This is a genomic window from Streptomyces sp. NPDC018263 (assembly GCF_055562575.1).
The window spans coordinates 33,332-52,282 of sequence record NZ_JBVHFA010000006.1; the positions used below are offsets into that span (position 1 = coordinate 33,332).

The following is an 18,951-nucleotide window of genomic DNA, read 5'->3' on the forward strand; positions in this document are numbered from 1 at the left end:
ACACCTCGGCCCTGACACCCTGAGCTGACGGGGTAGTACCTCAGGCAGCACAGAACAACGGGATTTTGGCTGCGGGAGCGTCCACGCTGGACACGGGTGTCGGTGGTGCTGACCGGCCTGTTGCTGTGGTGGGGGTGGCTGGCTGCGGTGATCCGGCGAAAGAGGGGCGACCTCCGGGGCTCCTGAGCGTCGGCACTGGGTTTTGTCTGATCAGCGCCATGGCACCCAAAGAGGCGGCACCCCCGCACAGGGTGCCGCCTCTCTTTTTGGTGCCAGAGCCCTCCGGCGATCGGTGGTGAGGGTCGGGGACCGACGAAGGGCTCCGGGGATGGGGGGTCAGCGGTGGTCGCTGCCCGTGGACTGCGTCGCCGCGCGGCCGGCCTCCAGGCGGGCCACCGGGATGCGGAACGGGGAGCAGGAGACGTAGTCGAGACCGACCTCGTGGAAGAAGTGGACGGACTCCGGGTCGCCGCCGTGCTCGCCGCAGACGCCGAGCTTGAGGTCGGGGCGGGTCGAGCGGCCCGCCTGCGCCGCCGACTTCACCAGGGAGCCGACGCCGTCCTTGTCGATCGTCTCGAACGGCGACACCCCGAAGATGCCCTTCTCCAGGTACGCCGTGAAGAACGAAGCCTCCACGTCGTCCCGGCTGAAGCCCCACACCGTCTGCGTGAGGTCGTTCGTGCCGAAGGAGAAGAACTCCGCGGCCTCGGCGATCTGACCGGCGGTCAGCGCGGCGCGCGGCAGCTCGATCATCGTGCCGATGGCCAGCTTCAGCTTCGTACCCGTCGCCGCCTCGACCTCCGCGATGACCTGGTCGGCCTCGTCGCGGACGATCTCCAGCTCCTGGACCGTACCGACCAGCGGGATCATGATCTCGGCGCGCGGGTCGCCCTTGGCGGTCTTGCGCTCGGCGGCCGCCTCCGCGATGGCGCGGACCTGCATGGTGAACAGACCGGGGATCACCAGGCCGAGGCGCACACCGCGCAGGCCCAGCATCGGGTTCTGCTCGTGGAGGCGGTGCACGGCCTGGAGGAGGCGGAGTTCGTTCTCGTGCGGCTCCTGCCGGGACTCGGCGAGGGCCACGCGGACCGACAGCTCGGTGATGTCGGGGAGGAACTCGTGCAGCGGCGGGTCGAGCAGACGTACCGTCACCGGCAGCCCGTCCATCGCCTCGAACAGCTCCACGAAGTCCTGCTTCTGCAGCGGGAGCAACTGCTTCAGCGACTCCTCGCGCTCCACCTCCGTGTCGGCCAGGATCAGCCGCTCGACCAGCTCACGCCGGTCCCCGAGGAACATGTGCTCGGTACGGCACAGCCCGATGCCCTGCGCGCCGAAGCGACGGGCGCGCAGCGCGTCCTCGGCGTTGTCGGCGTTGGCCCGTACCCGCAGGCGGCGCTTGCGGTCGGCGAAGGCCATCATCCGGTGCACGGCCTCGACCAGCTCGTCGGCGTCGTCGGCGCCCGGGTGCATCCGGCCCTCGAAGTACTCCACCACGGGCGAGGGGACCACCGGCACCTCACCGAGGTACACCTTGCCGGAGGAGCCGTCGATGGAGATGACGTCGCCCTCCTCCACCACATGCCCGCCCGGCACGATCATCCGGCGCCGCTTGGTGTCGACCTCCAGCTCCTCCGCGCCGCAGACACAGGTCTTGCCCATGCCGCGCGCGACCACGGCCGCGTGGGAGGTCTTGCCGCCGCGCGAGGTGAGGATGCCCTCGGCCGCGATCATGCCGTCCAGGTCGTCGGGATTGGTCTCCCGGCGTACCAGGATGACCTTCTCGCCCGAACGGGACCACTTGACCGCGGTGTACGAGTCGAAGACCGCCTTGCCGACCGCCGCGCCCGGCGAGGCGGCGATGCCGCGCCCGACCTGCTCGGCCCGCGCGTCCTCGTCGAAGCGGGGGAACATGAGCTGCGCCAACTGCGCGCCGGTGACGCGCTGGAGCGCCTCGGTCTCGTCGATCAGACCCTGGTCCACGAGCTGGGTGGCGATCCGGAACGCCGCGCCCGCGGTGCGCTTGCCCACACGGGTCTGGAGCATCCACAGCTTGCCGCGCTCGATGGTGAACTCGATGTCGCAGAGATCCTTGTAGTGGTTCTCCAGCGTCTCCATGATCTGCATGAGCTGGTCGTACGACGCCTTGTCGATGTTCTCCAGCTCCGCGAGCGGCACGGTGTTGCGGATGCCCGCGACCACGTCCTCGCCCTGGGCGTTCTGGAGGTAGTCGCCGTAGACGCCCTGGTGCCCGGAGGCGGGGTCGCGGGTGAAGGCGACGCCGGTGCCCGAGTCGGGGCCGAGGTTGCCGAAGACCATGGAGCAGATGTTGACCGCGGTGCCGAGGTCGCCGGGGATGCGCTCCTGGCGTCGGTAGAGCTTGGCGCGGTCGCCGTTCCAGGACTCGAAGACGGCCTTGATCGCGAGGTCCATCTGCTCGCGCGGGTCCTGCGGGAAGTCCCGGCCGGCCTCGGTCTTCACCGTCTTCTTGAAGGCGGTGACCAGCTTCTTCAGGTCGGCCGCGTCCAGCTCGGTGTCGACCTGGACGCCCTTGGTCTCCTTGGCCTTCTCCAGCGCGTCCTCGAACAGCTCGCCGTCGACGCCGAGGACGGTCTTGCCGAACATCTGGATGAGGCGCCGGTAGGAGTCCCACGCGAAGCGCTCGTCGCCGGCCTGCTTGGCCAGGCCCTTCACCGACTTGTCGGACAGGCCGATGTTCAGGACGGTGTCCATCATGCCGGGCATGGAGAACTTGGCGCCCGAGCGGACCGAGACCAGCAGCGGGTCGTCGGCCTGGCCGAGCTTCTTGCCCATGCGCTGCTCCAGCGCGTCGAGGTGTGCGCTCACCTCGTCACGCAGTGCCGCGGGCTCCTCGCCGCTGTCGAGGTAGACCTTGCACGCCTCGGTGGTGATGGTGAAGCCGGGGGGGACCGGCAGCCCGAGGTTGGTCATCTCGGCGAGGTTGGCACCCTTGCCACCGAGCAGGTCCTTGAGGTCCTTGTTGCCCTCGGTGAAGTCGTAGACGAACTTCGCTACGTGAGGCTCTTTGTTTTCCGACACGGGTCTCGACTCCTTGAGGCCACGGTGGCTGCCCTGACGGCGAGGAACATACCCAGATCGAAGGCGTCTTGGTACGTCCAGTCGTGCGTCATAAGCCTGTAACCAGCCGTCTGCCACAGGATCTAAAGCAAAGGCATGGCAAGGCCGGGGCCACGCGAGTGTTCACTTCTTGAACGGACGGGCGGACGGCGACGCGGCCATCCCGCTCATGTGAGCGCTGATCGGCACGCTTGATTTCGATCAATGAACGCCGACAGGGTGGCACCGAGTGCCACTCTTTGGAGAAGTGCAGCCGCTCGTGATCCGCTCATCTGAGCGCACCCCTTATCAAGGGTGGCGAGAATCACGCTGCCACACGGCACGGAATTTCACCATGCGGACGCTGTTCCGGGCGCGAAACGCGGCCGTCACACCCCCAGCGCGGAGAGCCGCTCCTCCACCCGCTCCGGCGCGTACAGATGCTCCACCACCAGTGCCCCCGCGCCGATCAGCGCCGCCCGCTCCCCCAGCTTCGCGGTGAGCACGTCGAGGTGGGCGGTGGAGCGGGGCAGCGCCCGCTGGTAGAGCAGTTCGCGCACCCCGGTCAGGAAGGGTGTACCGGCGAGGTCGCCCGCGATCATCAGCACACCGGGGTTGAGCAGGGTGACGACGGTCGCCAGTACGTCCCCGACGCGGCGTCCGGCCTCCCGTGCCAGGGCCGCCGCCTCCGGGTGCCCGGCGGCCAGCAGTTCCCGTACGTCCGAGCCGGAGGCGGCCGGCACGCCCGCCTCCGTCAGCCGCCGGGCCACCGCGCCGCCACTGGCGACAGCCGCCAGACAGCCGTACGAGCCGCAGCGGCACAGCGCCTCGGAGCCGACCCGGATGTGCCCGAGGTCGCCCGCGCCGCCGTCCACGCCCCGGTAGATCGCGCCGTCGACCACGACTCCGGCGCCGATACCGGTACTGACCTTGACCAGTACAAAGGCCCGGCAGTCCTGGTATCCGGTGCGCTGCTCCCCGTACGCCATCAGGTTGGCGTCGTTGTCGACCAGTACCGGGACCGGGGCCAGTCCGGTACTGGTGTCGGTACTGGTACCGATACCAGTACCGGTACCGGCGTGCTCGGTGAAGGCGCGGGAGAGGCGGCCCCTTATGTCGTAGCCGTCCCAGCCGGACATCATCGGCGGCTGGACCACCCGCCCGGTCTCGCTGTCCACCGGGCCCGGCACCCCGAGGCCGATCCCGCAGACCGCCTCCGGGGCGTGCCCGGTCTCGGTGAGCAGCTCGGCGAACCAGCGGCCGAGGCCGTCGAGGACCACCTCGGGGCCGTCCTCCACCACCAGGGCGCCGGACCGTTCGGCGAGGATCTCGCCGGTCAGGGTGAGCAGGGCCGCGCGGGCGTGCCGGGTGTCGAGGTCGGCGGCGAGGACCACGGCGTGCGAGCCGTCGAACTCCAGGGTGATGGCGGGGCGTCCGCCGAGCGGGGAGTCCACCGGGCCGCCCGCGCCCTCGCGCAGCCAGCCCGCCCGGAACAGCCGGTCCAGGCGCTGGCCGACCGTGGCACGGGAGAGACCGGTCATCTGCTGGAGCGCGCCGCGTGTGACGGCCCGCCCGCTGCGCACGAGGTCGAGCAGGTCACCGGCGCTCGTCTGAGCGCCGCCCCTGGCCGTACTGCCGGGCTTTCCGGTCATGCCACCCCCTTGTGTTCCTCAAGTTTGCATTACATATTGAGTTTTGCGTGTTAAATAGGCGTAACCCTGCGATAGACACAACCGAACCAGGTCCGGCCGGACGTCTTCGGGGAGCCCCCAGTGGATCGCACCGCCCAGCTCACAGCCCGTGTCACCGGACGCGGGATCGCATACGATCCGCGCTCCACCGCGCCCCCGGCCGCATCGCTGCACGTCAGGGCGGCCCGTGTGCTGGCAGCCAACTGGACGGGTACCTCGACGGTCCCCTCCCGGTACCTGTATCCGCACCAGTGGTCCTGGGACTCGGCGTTCATCGCCATCGGGCTCAGGCACCTGTCGCCGCTGCGGGCGCAGACGGAGCTGGAGACGCTGCTCGCTGCGCAGTGGGGGGACGGGCGGGTGCCGCACATCGTCTTCTCCCCCTCCGTGCCGCTCGACGCCTACTTCCCCAGCCCCGACTTCTGGCGCTCCTCCACCACCGGGCGGGCCGCGGGCGCCCCGCGCACCGTACAGACGTCCGGCATCGTGCAGCCACCCGTGCACGCGCTGGCCGCGTGGCTGGTGCACCGGGCCGACCCCGGGCTGTCACGGGCGCGCGGGTTCCTGGCGCGGGTGTATCCCCGGCTGGCCGCCTGGCACCGGTATCTGCTGCACCGCCGGGACCTGGGCGGGGGCGGGCTGGTGTCGGTGGTGCACCCGTGGGAGCAGGGTATGGACAACAGCCCTTGCTGGGACGGCCCGTTGGCCCGTGTGACCCCGGCTGCGGCCGGTTCCTTCCGCCGCGCCGACCTCGTGCACGGGGCCGTCGGGGACCGGCCGACCGATCTGGACTACGGGCGGTACGTGCGTCTCGCGGCCGAGTACCGGGATCGCGGATACGCGGACGGCGCCGGGGGGTTCGCCGTGGAGGACCCCTCCTTCAACGCCCTGCTGATCGCCTCCGAGCACGCACTCGCCCGCATCGCCGCCGAGTTGGGCACCTCGGGCGCCGCCCGGCACGCACGCGCCGAGCGGCTGACGGCGGCGCTGGTGGAGCGACTGTGGGACGGCGCGTCCGGGATGTTCCTGTGCCGGGACCTGCGCGGCGGTCCGATCCGCGAGCGGAGCGTGTCGGGCCTGGTCCCGCTGCTGCTGCCCGGCCTCCCCCGCGAGGTGATCCGGGCGCTGACCGTCACCCTGCGCGGCCCGCACTTCGCCGCGCGCACCGGGCTCGTCCCCAGCTACGACCGGCGCGGACCGGCCTTCGAGTCCAACCGGTACTGGCGCGGCCCGGCCTGGTTCAACACCGCCTGGCTGGTGGAGCGCGGGCTGCGCGCGCACGGCGAGACGGCGGCGGCCGACGCCCTGCGCACCGCCTTCCTGCGCACGGCCGGGGACTCCGGGTTCGCGGAGTACGTCGACCCGGACACCGGCGACGCGTGCGGGGCGCCGGGATTCGGCTGGACCGCCGCACTGACATTGGACCTGCTGCACGACGGGACTGTGGAGTCCGGGGAAGAGGGAGGGGACCGGGGATGACTCATCTGCTGGTACGGGGAGGCACGTTCGCCGCCGTGGGCGACCGGGGTGACATCGGCGGGGTGCGCGGCGGAGGCCAGGTGGACGGGCTTTTCGTGCGCGACGCACGGCACTTGAGCCGCTGGCAGCTCACCGTCGACGGCGCGGTGCCGGAGGTGCTGCGCCCGGTCGGTGAGGGCGACACGGCTCGCTGCGCACTGGTGCCGCGCGGTGGGCGCCAGGAGCCGCCCGCGTACACGTTGTGGCGTGAACAGGCCGTGGGAGACAGCTCGTTCGTGGAGTCGGTGCGCATCACCGGCAACCTTCCGGTGGCCACCACGGTACGGCTGGCGCTCACCGTCGACGCCGACTTCACCGACCAGTTCGAGCTGCGCTCCGACCACCGCACCTACGTCAAGCCGGGTGCCGTGCGCGGGCGCCAAGTCCTCGATGACGGCATCGAGTTCACATACCGGCGCGGCGAGTGGCAATCCTGTACGACCATCACCGCCGACCCGGCTCCGGAGGCGGTGGAGGAGACCGGTACCGGTGCCCGGCGGCTGGTGTGGACGCTCGAACTCGGCCCGCACGGCGAGGCGGAGCTGCTGCTGCGGGTGGTGGCCCGCCCGCACGGTGACCGGCGCGCGGTGCGTGTGCCCCGCTCCCCTGCTGCTGTGAGCGGTGAACTCCGTTCGGCGGAGGAGGAGTTCATGGAGGGCGTCGCCTTCCCGACCGCCTGGCCGGAGTTGGCGGCCGCCTGTGTGCGCGGGCTGTCCGACCTGGCCGCGCTCCAGGTGCCGGCGCGCGGCCCGGACGGGGAGGGGCTGCGGGTGCCGGCCGGGGGCGCGCCCTGGTTCCTCACGCTGCTCGGCCGGGACGCCCTGCTCACCTCGCTGTTCGCGCTGCCGTACCGCCCGCGGTTGGCCGCCGCCACGCTCCCCGCGCTGGCCGCCACCCAGGCCACCGCCGACAGCGCCTCCCCGGTCGCCCAGCCCGGCAAGATCGTGCACGAGGTCCGGCACGGCGAGCTGGCCCACTTCGGGCAGGTGCCGTACGGGCGTTACTACGGCTCGGTCGACGCCACCCCGCTCTTCCTGGTCCTGCTCGGCGCCTACACCGAGCGCACCGGTGACACGGCCCTGGCCCGGCGGCTGGAGCGGCACGCCCGCGCGGCCGTCGGCTGGATGCTGGACCACGGCGGGCTGATCGCGCGCGGCTACCTCGTGTACCGGGCCGACGAGGGCGGTCTCGCCAACCAGAACTGGAAGGACTCGCCCGGCGCGATCTGCCGCGCCGACGGCACCCGGCCGAGCGGCGCGGTGATGGCGGCGGGCGCGCAGGGGTACGCGTACGACGCGCTGCGCCGTACGGCGTGGCTGGCGCGGACGGTGTGGGACGACGGGACGTACGCGGCCCTGCTGGAGCAGGCGGCGGCCGACCTGCGCGACCGCTTCCAGCGGGACTTCTGGCTGCCCGAACAGGCTTTCCCTGCCCTGGCGTTGGACGGCGACGGGCACCGGATAGACGCACTCGCCTCGGACGCCGGGCACCTGCTGTGGTCGGGGCTGCTGGACAAGGAGTACGGGGAGGCCGTCGGGCGGAGGCTGCTGGAGCCGGACTTCTTCTCGGGCTGGGGTGTGCGCACGCTCGCCGCCGGGCAGGCCGCCTATCACCCGCTCTCCTACCACCGGGGCTCGGTCTGGCCGCACGACAACGCGCTGATCACGCTGGGTCTCGCCCGCTACGGGCTGCACGACGAGGCCCGCGCGGTGGCCCGTGGCCTGGTGGAGGCGGCGGCCACCGCCGGGCACCGGCTTCCCGAAGTGCTGGCGGGTTACGGCCGGGACACCCACCCCGAGCCGGTACCGTACCCGCACGCGTGTGTGCGGGAGTCCCGTTCGGCTGCCGCGCCGCTCGCCCTGCTCACCGCGGTGGGAGGCGCCTGACACCGGCCTTGACCGGGCGTTTGCCCGGTATTTGCCGTAGGTCGTGAACACCGGCCCGCGGCGGACCGTACGGAAGGTCGGCGGGCCAGGCGGACCGGCCTCCAACGGTTCTGCCCAGCCTCCCCAGCGTGGCCCGCCGCCTCCGTCGTCACCGGCCTCGCGCGGAAGGACCCTCGGGTTGCCTCAGCAGAAGAACACGCAAACGTCACCCGAGGCGCCGGGGGGCGGGCCCTCGGCGGCCACCGAGACCCTTGTCGAGCAGGGGAAGAGCGGGGACCGCGCGGTCGGTGGTGACGCCGGGGCGTCGGGGGCAAAGGCTCATGGGGGCGGGGAGGATGTCCCCGAGACCGTCCCCGACTCTGGCCCTGCCTCTGGCCCGGAGGCGAAGCCGGGCCGCGCGCCCGACGCCAAGGCCCGCCCCGACGGCACCCCTGAGACCGAGCCCGACGCAGACCTCACTCCCCAGCCCGGCCCCGGCGCCGGCCCTGACCCCGCCCCCAAGGGCAACCGGGGCACCCCCGCCGGACCGCGCTTCGCCCGCCTCACCCGCTGGCAGGCGGAGCACCCCCAGGGGGCCCGCGTCCTCTCGCGGACCGTCACCGTCCTCGCCGCCGTACTCGTCGTCTGCACCCTCGTGATGCCGGCGACCATCGTCGGCCTCGGGCCCGCCACGTTCGTCCGGCTGCCCGGGGAGGCGATCGTCGGCGCGGCCGTCCTGCTCGCGCTGCCCAGGAAGCCCCGGGTCGTGCTCGCGGCGGCCAGCGGTGTCGCGCTCGCCGCGCTGACGGTGCTGAACTGGCTCGACATGGGCTTCAAGCAGTACCTGGGCCGGACCTTCAACCTGGTCCTGGACTGGAGCCTGTTGGGCGACGCGCGGTCGTACCTGGAGGACTCGCTCGGCGGAGCGGCCACGCTCGCCGCGACCGCCGGTCTGATCGTGCTGGTCCTGCTGCTGTTCGCCTCGCTGGCCTACGCCGTCGTACGCCTCAGCAACGTCCTCGCCCGGCACCCGGCCGCCGCGACCAGGGGCACGCTGGTCGCGGGCGTCGTGTGGATCACCTGCTCCTCCTTCGGGGTGCAGCTCGCGGGTGTGCCGCTCGCCACCGACAGCGCCGCCGTCACCTTGCAGAGCCAGACCGAGCGGGTGTCGGACACGCTGAAGGACGAGGCCGCGTTCCAGAAGGTCGCCAAGGTGGACGCGTTCGGCGCGACCCCGCCCGCCCAGCTCGTACCCGACCTGCGCGGCAAGGACGTGATCTTCACCTTCATCGAGAGCTACGGCCGCAGCGCGATCGAGGACCCGATCATGGCGCCCGGCGTGGACAAGACCCTCGCCGTGCGCACCGAGGCGCTGAAGAAGGCGGGTTACCACGCCAGGAGCGGCTGGCTGACCTCCGCGACGTACGGCGGCAGCAGTTGGCTCGGCCACTCCACCACCCTGTCCGGTCTGTGGGTGAGCAACCAGCAGCGCTACCGCACGGTGATGGCGAGCGACCACCTCAGCCTGACCAAGGTGTTCAAGAAGTCCGGCGCCTGGGACACGGTCGGTGTGATGCCGGGCGTGCAGAAGGCGTGGCCCGAACAGAGCTTCTTCGGGCTGGACAAGGTCTACAACGCCTTCGAACTCGGCTACAAGGGACCGAAGTTCAGTTGGTCCACGATGCCGGACCAGTACACGCTGGAGCAGTTCCAGCAGCGGGTGCACGGCAGGAAGCACGACAAGCCGGTGATGTCGGAGGTCATCCTGACCTCGAGTCACCAGCCCTGGGGCCCGATCCCGAAGATGGTCGGCTGGGACGAGCTGGGCGACGGCTCGGTCTTCAAGGGCATCGAGGCGGCGGGCAACGACCCGGCCGACGTGATCGCGGACACCACCAAGTCCCGCCAGGAGTACGGCAAGTCGATCCAGTACTCGGTCACCGCGCTCACCGAGTGGCTGGAGCGGTACGGCACCAAGGACACGGTGCTGGTCTTCCTCGGCGACCACCAGCCCATCGCCCGCGTCAGCGGCAACCACGCCAGCAGGGACGTACCGATCTCGATCGTCGCCAAGGACCCGAAGGTGCTCAACAAGATCGGTGAGTGGGGCTGGACGGACGGTCTGCGGCCCGCGCACGACGCGCCGGTGTGGAAGATGAACCTCTTCCGCGACCGCTTCCTGACCGCGTACGGGTCCACTCCGCACCCGAAGAAGGGCTGATCCGTAGGGGTCCTACGGGTGGGGCCGGTCCCTCAGGGGCCCGGCCCCGGTGGTTGCTCAGCCGCCGGAGGTGTCCAGCTCGGCGTCCTCGCCGACACCCGCGCAGTCGTACGGGTCCTTCAGCCAGCCGTCCGGCAGGACCACCCGGTTGTTGCCGGAGGTGCGCCCGCGCGGGCCGTCGGCGCCGGTCGGCCACGCCTGGTCGAGGTCCAGTTCGTCCAGGCCCGCGCGCAGTTCCTCCAGCGAGGAGGTGATGGCGAGCCGCTTGCGCATCTCGGAGCCGACCGCGAAGCCCTTGAGGTACCAGGCGACGTGCTTGCGGAAGTCGATGACACCGCGTGCCTCGTCGCCGAGCCACTCGCCGAGCAGCGTGGCGTGCCGCACCATCACGTCGGCGACCTCGCGCAGTACGGGCCGCTGGAAGTCGTCGCGGCCCTCGAAGGCGGCGACCAGGTCGGCGAAGAGCCAGGGCCGGCCGAGGCAGCCGCGGCCGACGACCACGCCGTCGCAGCCGGTCTCGCGGACCATGCGCAGCGCGTCGTCGGCGGACCAGATGTCGCCGTTGCCGAGCACCGGGATCTCCGGGACGTGCTCCTTCAGCCGGGCGATGGCGCTCCAGTCGGCGGTCCCGCCGTAGTGCTGGGCGGCGGTGCGGCCGTGCAGGGCGATGGCGGTGACGCCCTCCTCGACGGCGATACGGCCGGCGTCGAGGTAGGTGATGTGGTCGTCGTCGATGCCCTTGCGCATCTTCATGGTGACCGGCAGGTCGCCCGCCCCGGAGACGGCCTCGCGCAGGATCGACCGCAGCAGGTTCCGCTTGTACGGCAGCGCGGAGCCGCCTCCCTTACGGGTGACCTTGGGGACCGGGCAGCCGAAGTTCAGGTCGATGTGGTCGGCCAGGCCCTCTTCCGCGATCATGCGGACGGCCTTGCCGACGGTGGCCGGGTCGACGCCGTACAACTGGATCGAGCGCGGCTTCTCGGTCTCGTCGAACCGGATGAGCTGCATGGTCTTCTCGTTGCGCTCGACCAGCGCCCGCGTGGTGATCATCTCGCTGACGAACAGCCCCTTGCCCCCGCTGAACTCCCGGCACAGGGTGCGGAAGGGGGCGTTGGTGATCCCGGCCATGGGTGCGAGCACGACGGGCGGCACCACGGCGTGCGGGCCGATGGACAGCGGCTGGGTCATCAGGGGGCTCCGGGACGGATGTACGGCATGGGCGTCGTCCATTGTCCCTCACCTCACCCGTGCCCCTCCCCCTACGGGACCGATCATGTACGGGTACGGCCCGGATCATGTAGGGGTCATTAGTTAGCCGCACTATCGAAGCGTACGATGGGACGCATGCCCGAGCCGAGTCACCGGCGGCGGATGCTGGTGCTCTCGATCTGCTGCATGAGCCTGCTGATCGTGAGCCTGGACAACACCGCCCTGAACGTCGCGCTGCCCTCGATGCAGCGCGAGCTGCACGCCACCACCTCCGGTCTCCAGTGGACGATCGACGCCTACACGCTGGTGCTGGCCTCGCTGCTGATGCTGGCGGGGTCCACGGCGGACCGGATCGGCCGCAAACGGGTCTTCATGGCGGGACTGGTGATCTTCACCGCCGGTTCCCTGCTGTGCTCGCTCGCGCCGAACCTGGAACTCCTCGTGGTGTTCCGCATGGTCCAGGCGGTCGGCGGCTCGATGCTCAACCCGGTCGCCATGTCGATCATCACCAACACCTTCACCGACCCGCGCGAACGGGCGCGGGCGATCGGCGTGTGGGGCGCGGTGGTGGGCATCTCCATGGCCGCCGGTCCGCTGGCCGGCGGCCTGCTGGTGGAGTCGGTCGGCTGGCGCGCGATCTTCTGGGTCAACCTGCCGGTCGGTCTCGCCGCCCTGCTGCTCACCCTGCGCTTCGTCCCCGAGTCCCGCGCACCCCGGCCACGCCGCCCGGACCCGGTCGGCCAGGTGCTGGTGATCGCCCTCTTCGGCTCGCTGACGTACGCGATCATCGAGGCGCCGAACGCCGGCCCCACCGAGGTGCTCCCCTTCGCCGCGGTGGCCGTCGCCGCCCTGCTCGCCCTCCTCGTCTATGAGCCCCGGCGCCCCGAACCCCTCATCGACCTGCGCTTCTTCCATTCCGCGCCGTTCAGCGGGGCGACGGGGATAGCGGTGAGCGCCTTCGCCGCGCTGGGCGGGTTCCTCTTCCTGTCCACGCTGTATCTCCAGAACGTACGCGGTCTCGACGCCCTGCACGCCGGCCTGTGGATGCTGCCCATGGCGGTGCCGACCCTGCTGTGCGCCCCGCTGTCCGGACGGCTGGTCGGCAGCCGTGGCCCGCGCCTGTCCCTGCTGATCGCGGGCGCGGCGATGACGGTGAGCGGCCTGCTCTTCGCCCTCTTCGAGGCCGAGACCTCCAACGTCACCCTCTTCCTCGGCTACGTCCTCTTCGGCGTCGGCTTCGGCTTCGTCAACGCCCCCATCACCAACACCGCCGTCTCCGGCATGCCCCGCGCCCAGGCGGGCGTCGCTGCGGCGGTCGCCTCCACCAGCCGCCAGCTCGGCCAGACGCTCGGCGTCGCCGTCGTCGGCGCGGTCCTGGCGGCGGGTATCGGCACCTCCCTCTACCGCGACACCTTCGTCTCCGCCGCCCGCCCCGGCTGGTGGATTCTGACCGCCTGCGGCGCGGCGGTCCTCCTCCTCGGCCTCCTCACCAGCGGCCGCTGGGCCCACGGGACAGCGGAGCGGACGGCTCAGCGGCTGGAGACCGCGGAGGTGCGGCAACCCGTGGGGACGTCCGGCTGATCCTCCGGGCTCAGCCCTCCAGCGCCATCGCGTGCAGCTTCTCCAGGCGTTCGCGGGACTCCTCGTTCTTCGGCGGGTAGATCACGATGCGCGGACCGGGGTCCGGGGAGAGCCAGAGGTCGGTGTGTTCCAGGGTGAGGTGGCCGACGTGGCGGTTGAGGAACTCCTTGGTCTTGGAGCGGCTGCCCACCACCTCGTAGCGCTCCCAGTGTTCGCGGAACTCCGGGTATGCCTGGAGGCGCTTGAGGAGCATCTTCCAGGCGGGTTCGCCCAGGTGTCCGGCGAGGGAGGCGCGCAGGCGGGCCGCCATCAGCCGCAGGGCCTCGTCCAGGTGGACGATGGAGGAGCGCCACTCGGGGTGGGAGTAGGCGAGGAGGACGCAGTTGCGGTCCTCGGGCGGGACGGCGTCCATGTCGCACAGCAGCCGGGCGTAGGTGCGGTTGTAGGCCAGGATGTCGTACCGGCTGTTCTGCACCGCCGCCGGGAACGGCTCCATCTGGCGCAGGGTCGCGCGCAGCGCCGGCGTGATGCTGGGGCAGACCGCGGCGGGCGTCGGGTCGGCGGCCCCGGCCAACTGGAACAGGTGGGCGCGCTCGCTGGGGTCCAGCATCAGGGTGCGCGCGAGGGCGTCGAGCACCTGTACGGACACCTGGATGTTGCGGGCCTGTTCGAGCCAGGTGTACCAGGTCACGCCCACCGCGGAGAGCTGCGCGACCTCCTCCCGGCGCAGACCCGGCGTACGCCGCCGGGCCCCGCGCGGCAGCCCCACCTGCTCCGGGGTGATCCGCTCGCGGCGGCTGCGCAGGAACGCGGCCAGCTCGTGACGCCGGATCTCCGCGCCCTTCACCTCGGGGGCGGCGCTCTCCTGGGCCATGGTCGTCATGCTTCCAGGGTGCCTCCGTCCGGACACCGTTGCCAGGTACTCCTGCCACCAGGATGAGCGCCCGCCACTACCAGGCTCCAGGCGGGACAAGGGCCGGCCGAGGGCATTGGCGGGTACTTCCGGTACCAGGATCGGCACACTCTGGTACCCGTCTGAGGGCGGGCGCAGGCTCGGTGGCATGACCGAGACCACCCTCTCCACCGCGCCGTCCGTACGCGCTCCGGCGGCGGCGCCCACCCTGAGCGGGGCGGGCCTGGTGACCGTCCTGCTGGCCGCCTCGCTCCCCCTGGTCGACTTCTTCATCGTCAACGTCGCCCTTCCCGCCATCGGCAGCGACCTCTCCGCGAGCGAGTCCCTGCTGGAACTGGTCGTGGCCGGGTACGGCGTCACGTACGCCGTGCTGCTCGTACTCGGCGGGCGCCTGGGTGACCTGTTCGGCAGGCGCCGGCTGTTCATCGGCGGCATGGCCGCCTTCGGACTGACCTCGCTGGCGTGCGGGCTGGCCCCGGACGCGTGGACCCTGGTCGCGGCGCGGGCCGCGCAGGGCGCGTCGGCCGCGCTGATGCTGCCGCAGGTGCTCGCCACCATCCAGTCCACCACCGCCGGTGCCCGCCGCGCCCGCGCGATGAGCCTGTACGGCGCGACGGCGGGCCTGTCCATGGTGGTGGGCCAGATCCTGGGCGGCGTCCTGGTCGCGGCGGACATCGCCGGCACCGGCTGGCGCTCGATCTTCCTGGTGAACGTGCCCGTGGTCGTGCTCGGTCTGATCCTCGCCGTCCGCCACGTCCCCGACACCCGCGCCCGGCACCCCGAGCCGGTCGACGTCCCCGGCACCGTCCTGCTGGCGGTGGCCCTGCTGGCGCTGCTCGCCCCGCTGACCGAGGGCCGCGCGACGGGCTGGCCGCTGTGGACGTGGGTCTCGCTGGCCGTGTTCCCGGTGGCGGGGTGGGCGTTCTGGACGGTGGAACGGCGCCTGGACCGGCTGGGCCGCACCCCGCTGCTGCCGCCGAGTCTGTTCGCCACCCTGTCGCTGCGCCGGGGGCTGCTGATCGTGGTGCCGTTCTGCCTGGGATTCAGTGGGTTCATGTTCGTCATCGCGCTGGGCCTCCAACAGGGCGCGGGTCTGGGTCCGGTACGTGCGGGTCTGGCGCTGGCGCCGATGGCGGTCTCCTTCCTCCTCGTCTCGCTGGCGGGGCCCCGGCTGATCGCCCGCTTCGGTACGCGGGTGGTGGGCGCCGGGGCGGTGCTCCAGGGCGTGGGGGTGCTGCTGATCGTGCTGGCCGTGTGGCGGGACTGGCCCGGCCTGGGGCTCGCCGGCCTGCTGCCCGGCGCGGCCGTCGCCGGAGCGGGTCAGGCGCTCCAGCTCCCTAACCTGCTGCGGATCGTGCTCTCCGAGGTCCCGTCCGCCCGTGCCGGGGTGGGCAGCGGGGTACTGGCGACGACCCAGCAGGCGTCGTTCGCCCTGGGGGTGGCCACCCTGGGCGCCCTCTTCCTCACCCTGGTCCCGCACCTCGGCATGCGGGACGCCCTGCTGATCGTCCTGGCCACCCAGCTCGCGGCGGTCCTCGCCACCGGCCTGCTGAGCCTGCGCCTGCCCCGCGAGGCGGTTGAGCCGGAACCGTGTGACAGTTCCCACCCGGACTTCCGCCCCCCGCCCCGCCCCGCGTGCCGCACACTCCGGGCATGACCGACAACAGAATCGGGACCAGCGTGCGCAGATGGGACCGGCACGGCCGGGAACACGTCGTACGGGTGGAGCGGGCCGGACTCCAGCGGACCTTCGGCTGCGGCACCTGCGGCTGGAGCCGGGGCACCCGGCACCTGCCCTGGACGCCGACGGACGAGCACCCGGCGACGGAGCATCTGGCCGAGGCCCACCAGGCGACCCTGGACCCGGCCCGGCGATGAATTCACGGCGCCGTGGGAGTCGTACCCCATGACGACCCGCGCCGACCGGAAGGCCAGCCCCATGACCGCACTGCACGACACCCTGCGCCGGTACGTGGACGACGGGAGCCTTCCCGGAGCGGTCGGCCTCGTCGCCCGGGGGGACGAGGTGGAGGCGGTGGCCGTCGGGCACACGGACACCGGCCGGACCGTGCCGCTGGAACGGGACTCGCTGTTCCGGCTCGCCTCGATCACCAAGCCCGTGACCGCCGCCGCGCTGATGATGCTCGTCGACGAGGGGCTGGTCGGGCTGGACGACCCGGTGTCGCGCTGGCTGCCCGAGCTGGCCGCGCCGATGGTGGTGCGCACGCCCGAGTCGCCGGTGGACGACCTGGTGCCGGCCGAGCGGCCCATCACCGTGGAACACGTGCTCAGTTCCCGGTGCGGGTGGGGGTTCCCGCCGGACTTCTCGCTGCCCGCCGTGGCCCCGCTGTTCGAGCTCCAGCGCGGGGGTTTCGCCCCGCACGCGGTGCCCGCCATGGACGAGCTGCTGGCCGAACTCGCCAAGGTGCCGCTCCTCCACCAGCCCGGTGAAGCCTGGCTCTACAACACCTCCTCCGATCTCCAGGGCGCCCTGATCGCCCGGGCGACGGGCCGGACGCTGCCGGACTTCCTGGCCGAGCGGATCTTCGAGCCGCTCGGCATGAAGGACACGGGCTTCTCCGTGCCCGAAGGGGACCTGCACCGGCTGCCCACCGCCTACCAGCCCGGCCCCGACGGCACTCTGGACGTGGCCGAAGCCTTCGACGGCGGCTGGGACCGGCTCCCCGCCTTCCCCTCCGGCGCCGGTGGCCTGGTCTCCACCGCCGACGACTACCTGGCCTTCGCACAGATGCTGCTGGCCGGTGGAGAAGCGGGCGGTGAGGGCGGTGGCCGCAGGCTGCTCTCGCCGGAGTCCGTCGCCCGGATGACCAGCGACCAGCTCACCCCGGCCCAGCGGAAGAGCAGCCCGCTCTTCCTGGAGGGCCAGGGCTGGGGCTACGGCGGCTCGGTCGACATCGACCGGACCGAACCGTGGCACGTGCCCGGCCGCTACGGCTGGGTCGGTGGCACCGGCACCGCGGCTCATCTGGTCCCGGCCACCGGCAAGGTGACCGTCCTGCTCACCCAGGTCGCCATGACCGGTCCGACCCCGCCCGCCGTGATGCGGGACTTCTGGCGCGTCACGGCCTGACCGGAATCAGGGCCCGAAGCTGGCCACGACCTGACGAGGCTCACGGCCGGGCGGGAGCGCCCAGCCCACGTATCAACAGGTCCACGATCACCGTGAAGTCCTCCTCGATTCCGGGCTGCTGCCATTCGCGTGCGTAACAGGGGTCGTGGAAACGGGCGGTGGCCTGGAAGACGGCGCGGGCCTCGGCGGCCGGGTCCGCGGCGCGGAAGGTGCCGGACTCGGCACCGTCCTCGATGATCCGGGCGAGCTGGGCGGTGAGGTCGGTGATGTGCTCACCGACCGTCGCCCCGCTCTCCTCGGCCAGCACGCTGTAGGTGGCGAACAGTTCGGGATCGTCACCCGCCTTGTGCCGCTTGGCCTCGAACAGGGCGGCGAGCCAGTCCCGCAGCCGCCGCTCGACGGGGGTCTCCTCGCCGGCGATGACCGCGAGCCGCTCCGAGGTACGGTCCAGCCAGCGCTTGGTGACCGCCTCGCGCAGCGCCGCCTTGGTGCGGAAGTGGCGGTAGACGCTGCCGTGGCTGACGCCGAGAGCGCGGGCCACGTCCACCACGGTGGCCTTGGCCGGGCCGTGGCGGCGCAGCACCTCCTCGGTCGCTTCGAGGATGCGCTCGGCGGTCAGGGTCTCGGTCGCTGCCATGCCTAGACCGTACCCGGCGCGCCGGTCACCGGTTCGCGCTCATCGCTCGCTGTCCAGCATGGCCATCTGCGCGGGCGCGTACCGCTCGCCGGCGGCCGCGTCGGCCGGGACGGCCTCCTCGATGGCGGCGAGGTCGGCCGCGTCCAGGGTGATGTCCAGTGCGCCCAGCGCCTCGGACAGCCGCTCGGGGGTTCGGGAGCCGATCACCGGCACGATGTCGGCGCCCTGGGCGAGGACCCAGGCGATGGCGATCTGCGCGACCGTGGCCCCCTTCTGTTCCGCGATCTTGCGGAGGGAGTCGACGAGGCCCAGGTTGTGCCGGAAGTTCTCCCCCTGGAAGCGGGGCGAGAAGGCGCGGAAGTCGGTGGCGGCGAAGGCGCGGTCGGCGGAGATGTGGTTGGAGAGCAGACCGCGGGAGAGCACGCCGTACGCCGTGACGCCGATGCCCAGCTCGCGCAGGGTGGGGAGGATCTCCCGCTCGATGCCGCGCGAGATCAGCGCGTACTCGATCTGGAGGTCGGAGATCGGGGCGGTGGCGGCGGCCCGGCGGATGGTGTCGGGGCCGACCTCGCTGAGGCCGATGTGCTTCACCCACCCCTTCTCCACCAGTTCCGCGACCGCGCCGACCGTCTCCTCGATCGGGACGTCCGGGTCGAGGCGGGAGGGGCGGTAGATGTCGATGTGGTCCACGCCGAGGCGCTGGAGGGAGTAGGCGGCGAAGGTCTTCACCGCCGCGGGCCGGCCGTCGAAGCCGAGCCAGGCACCGTCCGGGTCGCGCAGGGCGCCGAACTTCACGCTCAGCACCGCATTGTCACGGAGGTGGGCCGGGGCGGTGCGCAGGGCCTCGCCGACCAGCATTTCGTTGTGACCCATGGCGTAGAAGTCGCCGGTGTCGAGGAGGGTGACGCCTGATTCCAGGGCGGCGTGCACCGTGCGGATGGCCTCCGGGCGGTCCGCTTCTCCGTACATACCGGACATGCCCATGCAGCCGAGGCCGAGGGCGGAGACCTGGGGGCCGGTGTTTCCGAGATTTCGCGTGGGGATCGTCATGCGTCCAGCCTGGCACGTGGGCTGACAGAATTCAATATCTGTCAGTTGTTAGTTGTCAGAAGATTCCGGGTAGACCACCTCCAGACACGACAAAGCCCAC

General features: G+C 71.8%; 13 protein-coding genes. 7 read left to right on the forward strand and 6 right to left on the reverse strand.

Features of this window, described 5'->3' with window-relative positions; all coding sequences use genetic code 11:
• Positions 1 to 336 precede the first annotated feature (336 nt).
• Positions 337 to 3,057 carry a pyruvate, phosphate dikinase gene (gene ppdK, locus ACZ3HQ_RS18275; protein WP_467512099.1) on the reverse strand — a complete coding sequence of 907 codons (2,721 nt, stop codon included), beginning with the start codon at positions 3,055 to 3,057 and terminating at the stop codon, positions 337 to 339.
• 407 nt (positions 3,058 to 3,464) lie between these two features.
• Positions 3,465 to 4,727 carry an ROK family transcriptional regulator gene (locus tag ACZ3HQ_RS18280; RefSeq protein WP_467512101.1) on the reverse strand — a complete coding sequence of 421 codons (1,263 nt, stop codon included), beginning with the start codon at positions 4,725 to 4,727 and terminating at the stop codon, positions 3,465 to 3,467.
• Positions 4,728 to 4,847: 120 nt separating this feature from the next.
• Here ACZ3HQ_RS18280 and ACZ3HQ_RS18285 point away from each other — a divergent pair, with 120 nt between their 5' ends.
• The 3 genes from ACZ3HQ_RS18285 to ACZ3HQ_RS18295 all read left to right on the forward strand — a co-directional run bounded on the left by ACZ3HQ_RS18285 (position 4,848) and on the right by ACZ3HQ_RS18295 (position 10,370).
• Entirely contained in the window at positions 4,848 to 6,245 is a 1,398-nt protein-coding gene (locus tag ACZ3HQ_RS18285) for an MGH1-like glycoside hydrolase domain-containing protein (RefSeq protein WP_467512103.1), read from the forward strand.
• Positions 6,242 to 8,170: an amylo-alpha-1,6-glucosidase gene (locus tag ACZ3HQ_RS18290; protein ID WP_467512105.1), complete on the forward strand. Its 1,929-nt coding sequence runs from the start codon at positions 6,242 to 6,244 to the stop codon at positions 8,168 to 8,170. The genes ACZ3HQ_RS18285 and ACZ3HQ_RS18290 overlap by 4 nt, the downstream gene beginning before the upstream one ends.
• 637 nt (positions 8,171 to 8,807) lie before the next feature.
• Positions 8,808 to 10,370, forward strand: a complete 1,563-nt coding sequence (locus ACZ3HQ_RS18295) for a sulfatase-like hydrolase/transferase (protein WP_467512800.1) — start codon at positions 8,808 to 8,810, stop codon at positions 10,368 to 10,370.
• A 57-nt stretch (positions 10,371 to 10,427) separates the two neighbouring features.
• Here ACZ3HQ_RS18295 and dusB read toward each other — a convergent pair whose 3' ends face one another.
• Positions 10,428 to 11,558, reverse strand: a complete 1,131-nt coding sequence (dusB, locus tag ACZ3HQ_RS18300) for a tRNA dihydrouridine synthase DusB (protein WP_467512107.1) — start codon at positions 11,556 to 11,558, stop codon at positions 10,428 to 10,430.
• Between the two features lie 156 nt (positions 11,559 to 11,714).
• Between dusB and ACZ3HQ_RS18305 the strand changes: the two genes are divergently transcribed.
• Complete coding sequence (locus tag ACZ3HQ_RS18305; RefSeq protein WP_467512109.1) at positions 11,715 to 13,160, forward strand: MFS transporter; 1,446 nt, start codon at positions 11,715 to 11,717, stop codon at positions 13,158 to 13,160.
• A gap of 10 nt (positions 13,161 to 13,170) precedes the next feature.
• Here ACZ3HQ_RS18305 and ACZ3HQ_RS18310 read toward each other — a convergent pair whose 3' ends face one another.
• A complete protein-coding gene (locus ACZ3HQ_RS18310; RefSeq protein ID WP_467512111.1) occupies positions 13,171 to 14,043 on the reverse strand; it encodes a helix-turn-helix transcriptional regulator in 873 nt (290 codons plus the stop codon).
• A gap of 178 nt (positions 14,044 to 14,221) precedes the next feature.
• Here ACZ3HQ_RS18310 and ACZ3HQ_RS18315 point away from each other — a divergent pair, with 178 nt between their 5' ends.
• The 3 genes from ACZ3HQ_RS18315 to ACZ3HQ_RS18325 all read left to right on the forward strand — a co-directional run bounded on the left by ACZ3HQ_RS18315 (position 14,222) and on the right by ACZ3HQ_RS18325 (position 17,164).
• Positions 14,222 to 15,730, forward strand: coding sequence for an MFS transporter (locus tag ACZ3HQ_RS18315; RefSeq protein ID WP_467512113.1), 1,509 nt, complete (start codon positions 14,222 to 14,224; stop codon positions 15,728 to 15,730).
• On the forward strand, positions 15,727 to 15,951 hold the full coding sequence (locus tag ACZ3HQ_RS18320; RefSeq protein ID WP_030816124.1) for a hypothetical protein: 225 nt from the start codon (positions 15,727 to 15,729) through the stop codon (positions 15,949 to 15,951). Before ACZ3HQ_RS18315 ends, ACZ3HQ_RS18320 begins: the two co-directional genes overlap by 4 nt.
• Before the next feature lie 61 nt (positions 15,952 to 16,012).
• Complete coding sequence (locus ACZ3HQ_RS18325; protein ID WP_467512802.1) at positions 16,013 to 17,164, forward strand: serine hydrolase domain-containing protein; 1,152 nt, start codon at positions 16,013 to 16,015, stop codon at positions 17,162 to 17,164.
• Positions 17,165 to 17,204: 40 nt separating this feature from the next.
• Here the strand turns inward: ACZ3HQ_RS18325 and ACZ3HQ_RS18330 are convergent, their stop codons facing one another.
• Together ACZ3HQ_RS18330 and ACZ3HQ_RS18335 are read right to left on the reverse strand one after the other, a co-directional pair.
• Positions 17,205 to 17,801: a TetR/AcrR family transcriptional regulator gene (locus tag ACZ3HQ_RS18330; protein WP_467512115.1), complete on the reverse strand. Its 597-nt coding sequence runs from the start codon at positions 17,799 to 17,801 to the stop codon at positions 17,205 to 17,207.
• A gap of 39 nt (positions 17,802 to 17,840) precedes the next feature.
• The gene (locus tag ACZ3HQ_RS18335; RefSeq protein WP_467512117.1) at positions 17,841 to 18,851 is read right to left on the reverse strand and encodes an aldo/keto reductase; all 1,011 of its coding nucleotides are present in this window, start codon (positions 18,849 to 18,851) and stop codon (positions 17,841 to 17,843) included.
• Positions 18,852 to 18,951 lie beyond the last annotated feature (100 nt).

Excerpts from the sequence above, each read along its gene's own strand:
- ACZ3HQ_RS18280 (WP_467512101.1), bottom strand. The coding sequence starts at position 4,727 with ATGACCGGAAAGCCCGGCAGTACGGCCAGGGGCGGCGCTCAGACGAGC.
- ACZ3HQ_RS18290 (WP_467512105.1), top strand. The coding sequence starts at position 6,242 with ATGACTCATCTGCTGGTACGGGGAGGCACGTTCGCCGCCGTGGGCGAC.
- ACZ3HQ_RS18295 (WP_467512800.1), top strand. The coding sequence starts at position 8,808 with ATGCCGGCGACCATCGTCGGCCTCGGGCCCGCCACGTTCGTCCGGCTG.
- dusB (WP_467512107.1), bottom strand. The coding sequence starts at position 11,558 with ATGACCCAGCCGCTGTCCATCGGCCCGCACGCCGTGGTGCCGCCCGTC.
- ACZ3HQ_RS18305 (WP_467512109.1), top strand. The coding sequence starts at position 11,715 with ATGCCCGAGCCGAGTCACCGGCGGCGGATGCTGGTGCTCTCGATCTGC.
- ACZ3HQ_RS18310 (WP_467512111.1), bottom strand. The coding sequence starts at position 14,043 with ATGACGACCATGGCCCAGGAGAGCGCCGCCCCCGAGGTGAAGGGCGCG.
- ACZ3HQ_RS18315 (WP_467512113.1), top strand. The coding sequence starts at position 14,222 with ATGACCGAGACCACCCTCTCCACCGCGCCGTCCGTACGCGCTCCGGCG.
- ACZ3HQ_RS18320 (WP_030816124.1), top strand. The coding sequence starts at position 15,727 with ATGACCGACAACAGAATCGGGACCAGCGTGCGCAGATGGGACCGGCAC.
- ACZ3HQ_RS18325 (WP_467512802.1), top strand. The coding sequence starts at position 16,013 with ATGACCGCACTGCACGACACCCTGCGCCGGTACGTGGACGACGGGAGC.
- ACZ3HQ_RS18330 (WP_467512115.1), bottom strand. The coding sequence starts at position 17,801 with ATGGCAGCGACCGAGACCCTGACCGCCGAGCGCATCCTCGAAGCGACC.
- ACZ3HQ_RS18335 (WP_467512117.1), bottom strand. The coding sequence starts at position 18,851 with ATGACGATCCCCACGCGAAATCTCGGAAACACCGGCCCCCAGGTCTCC.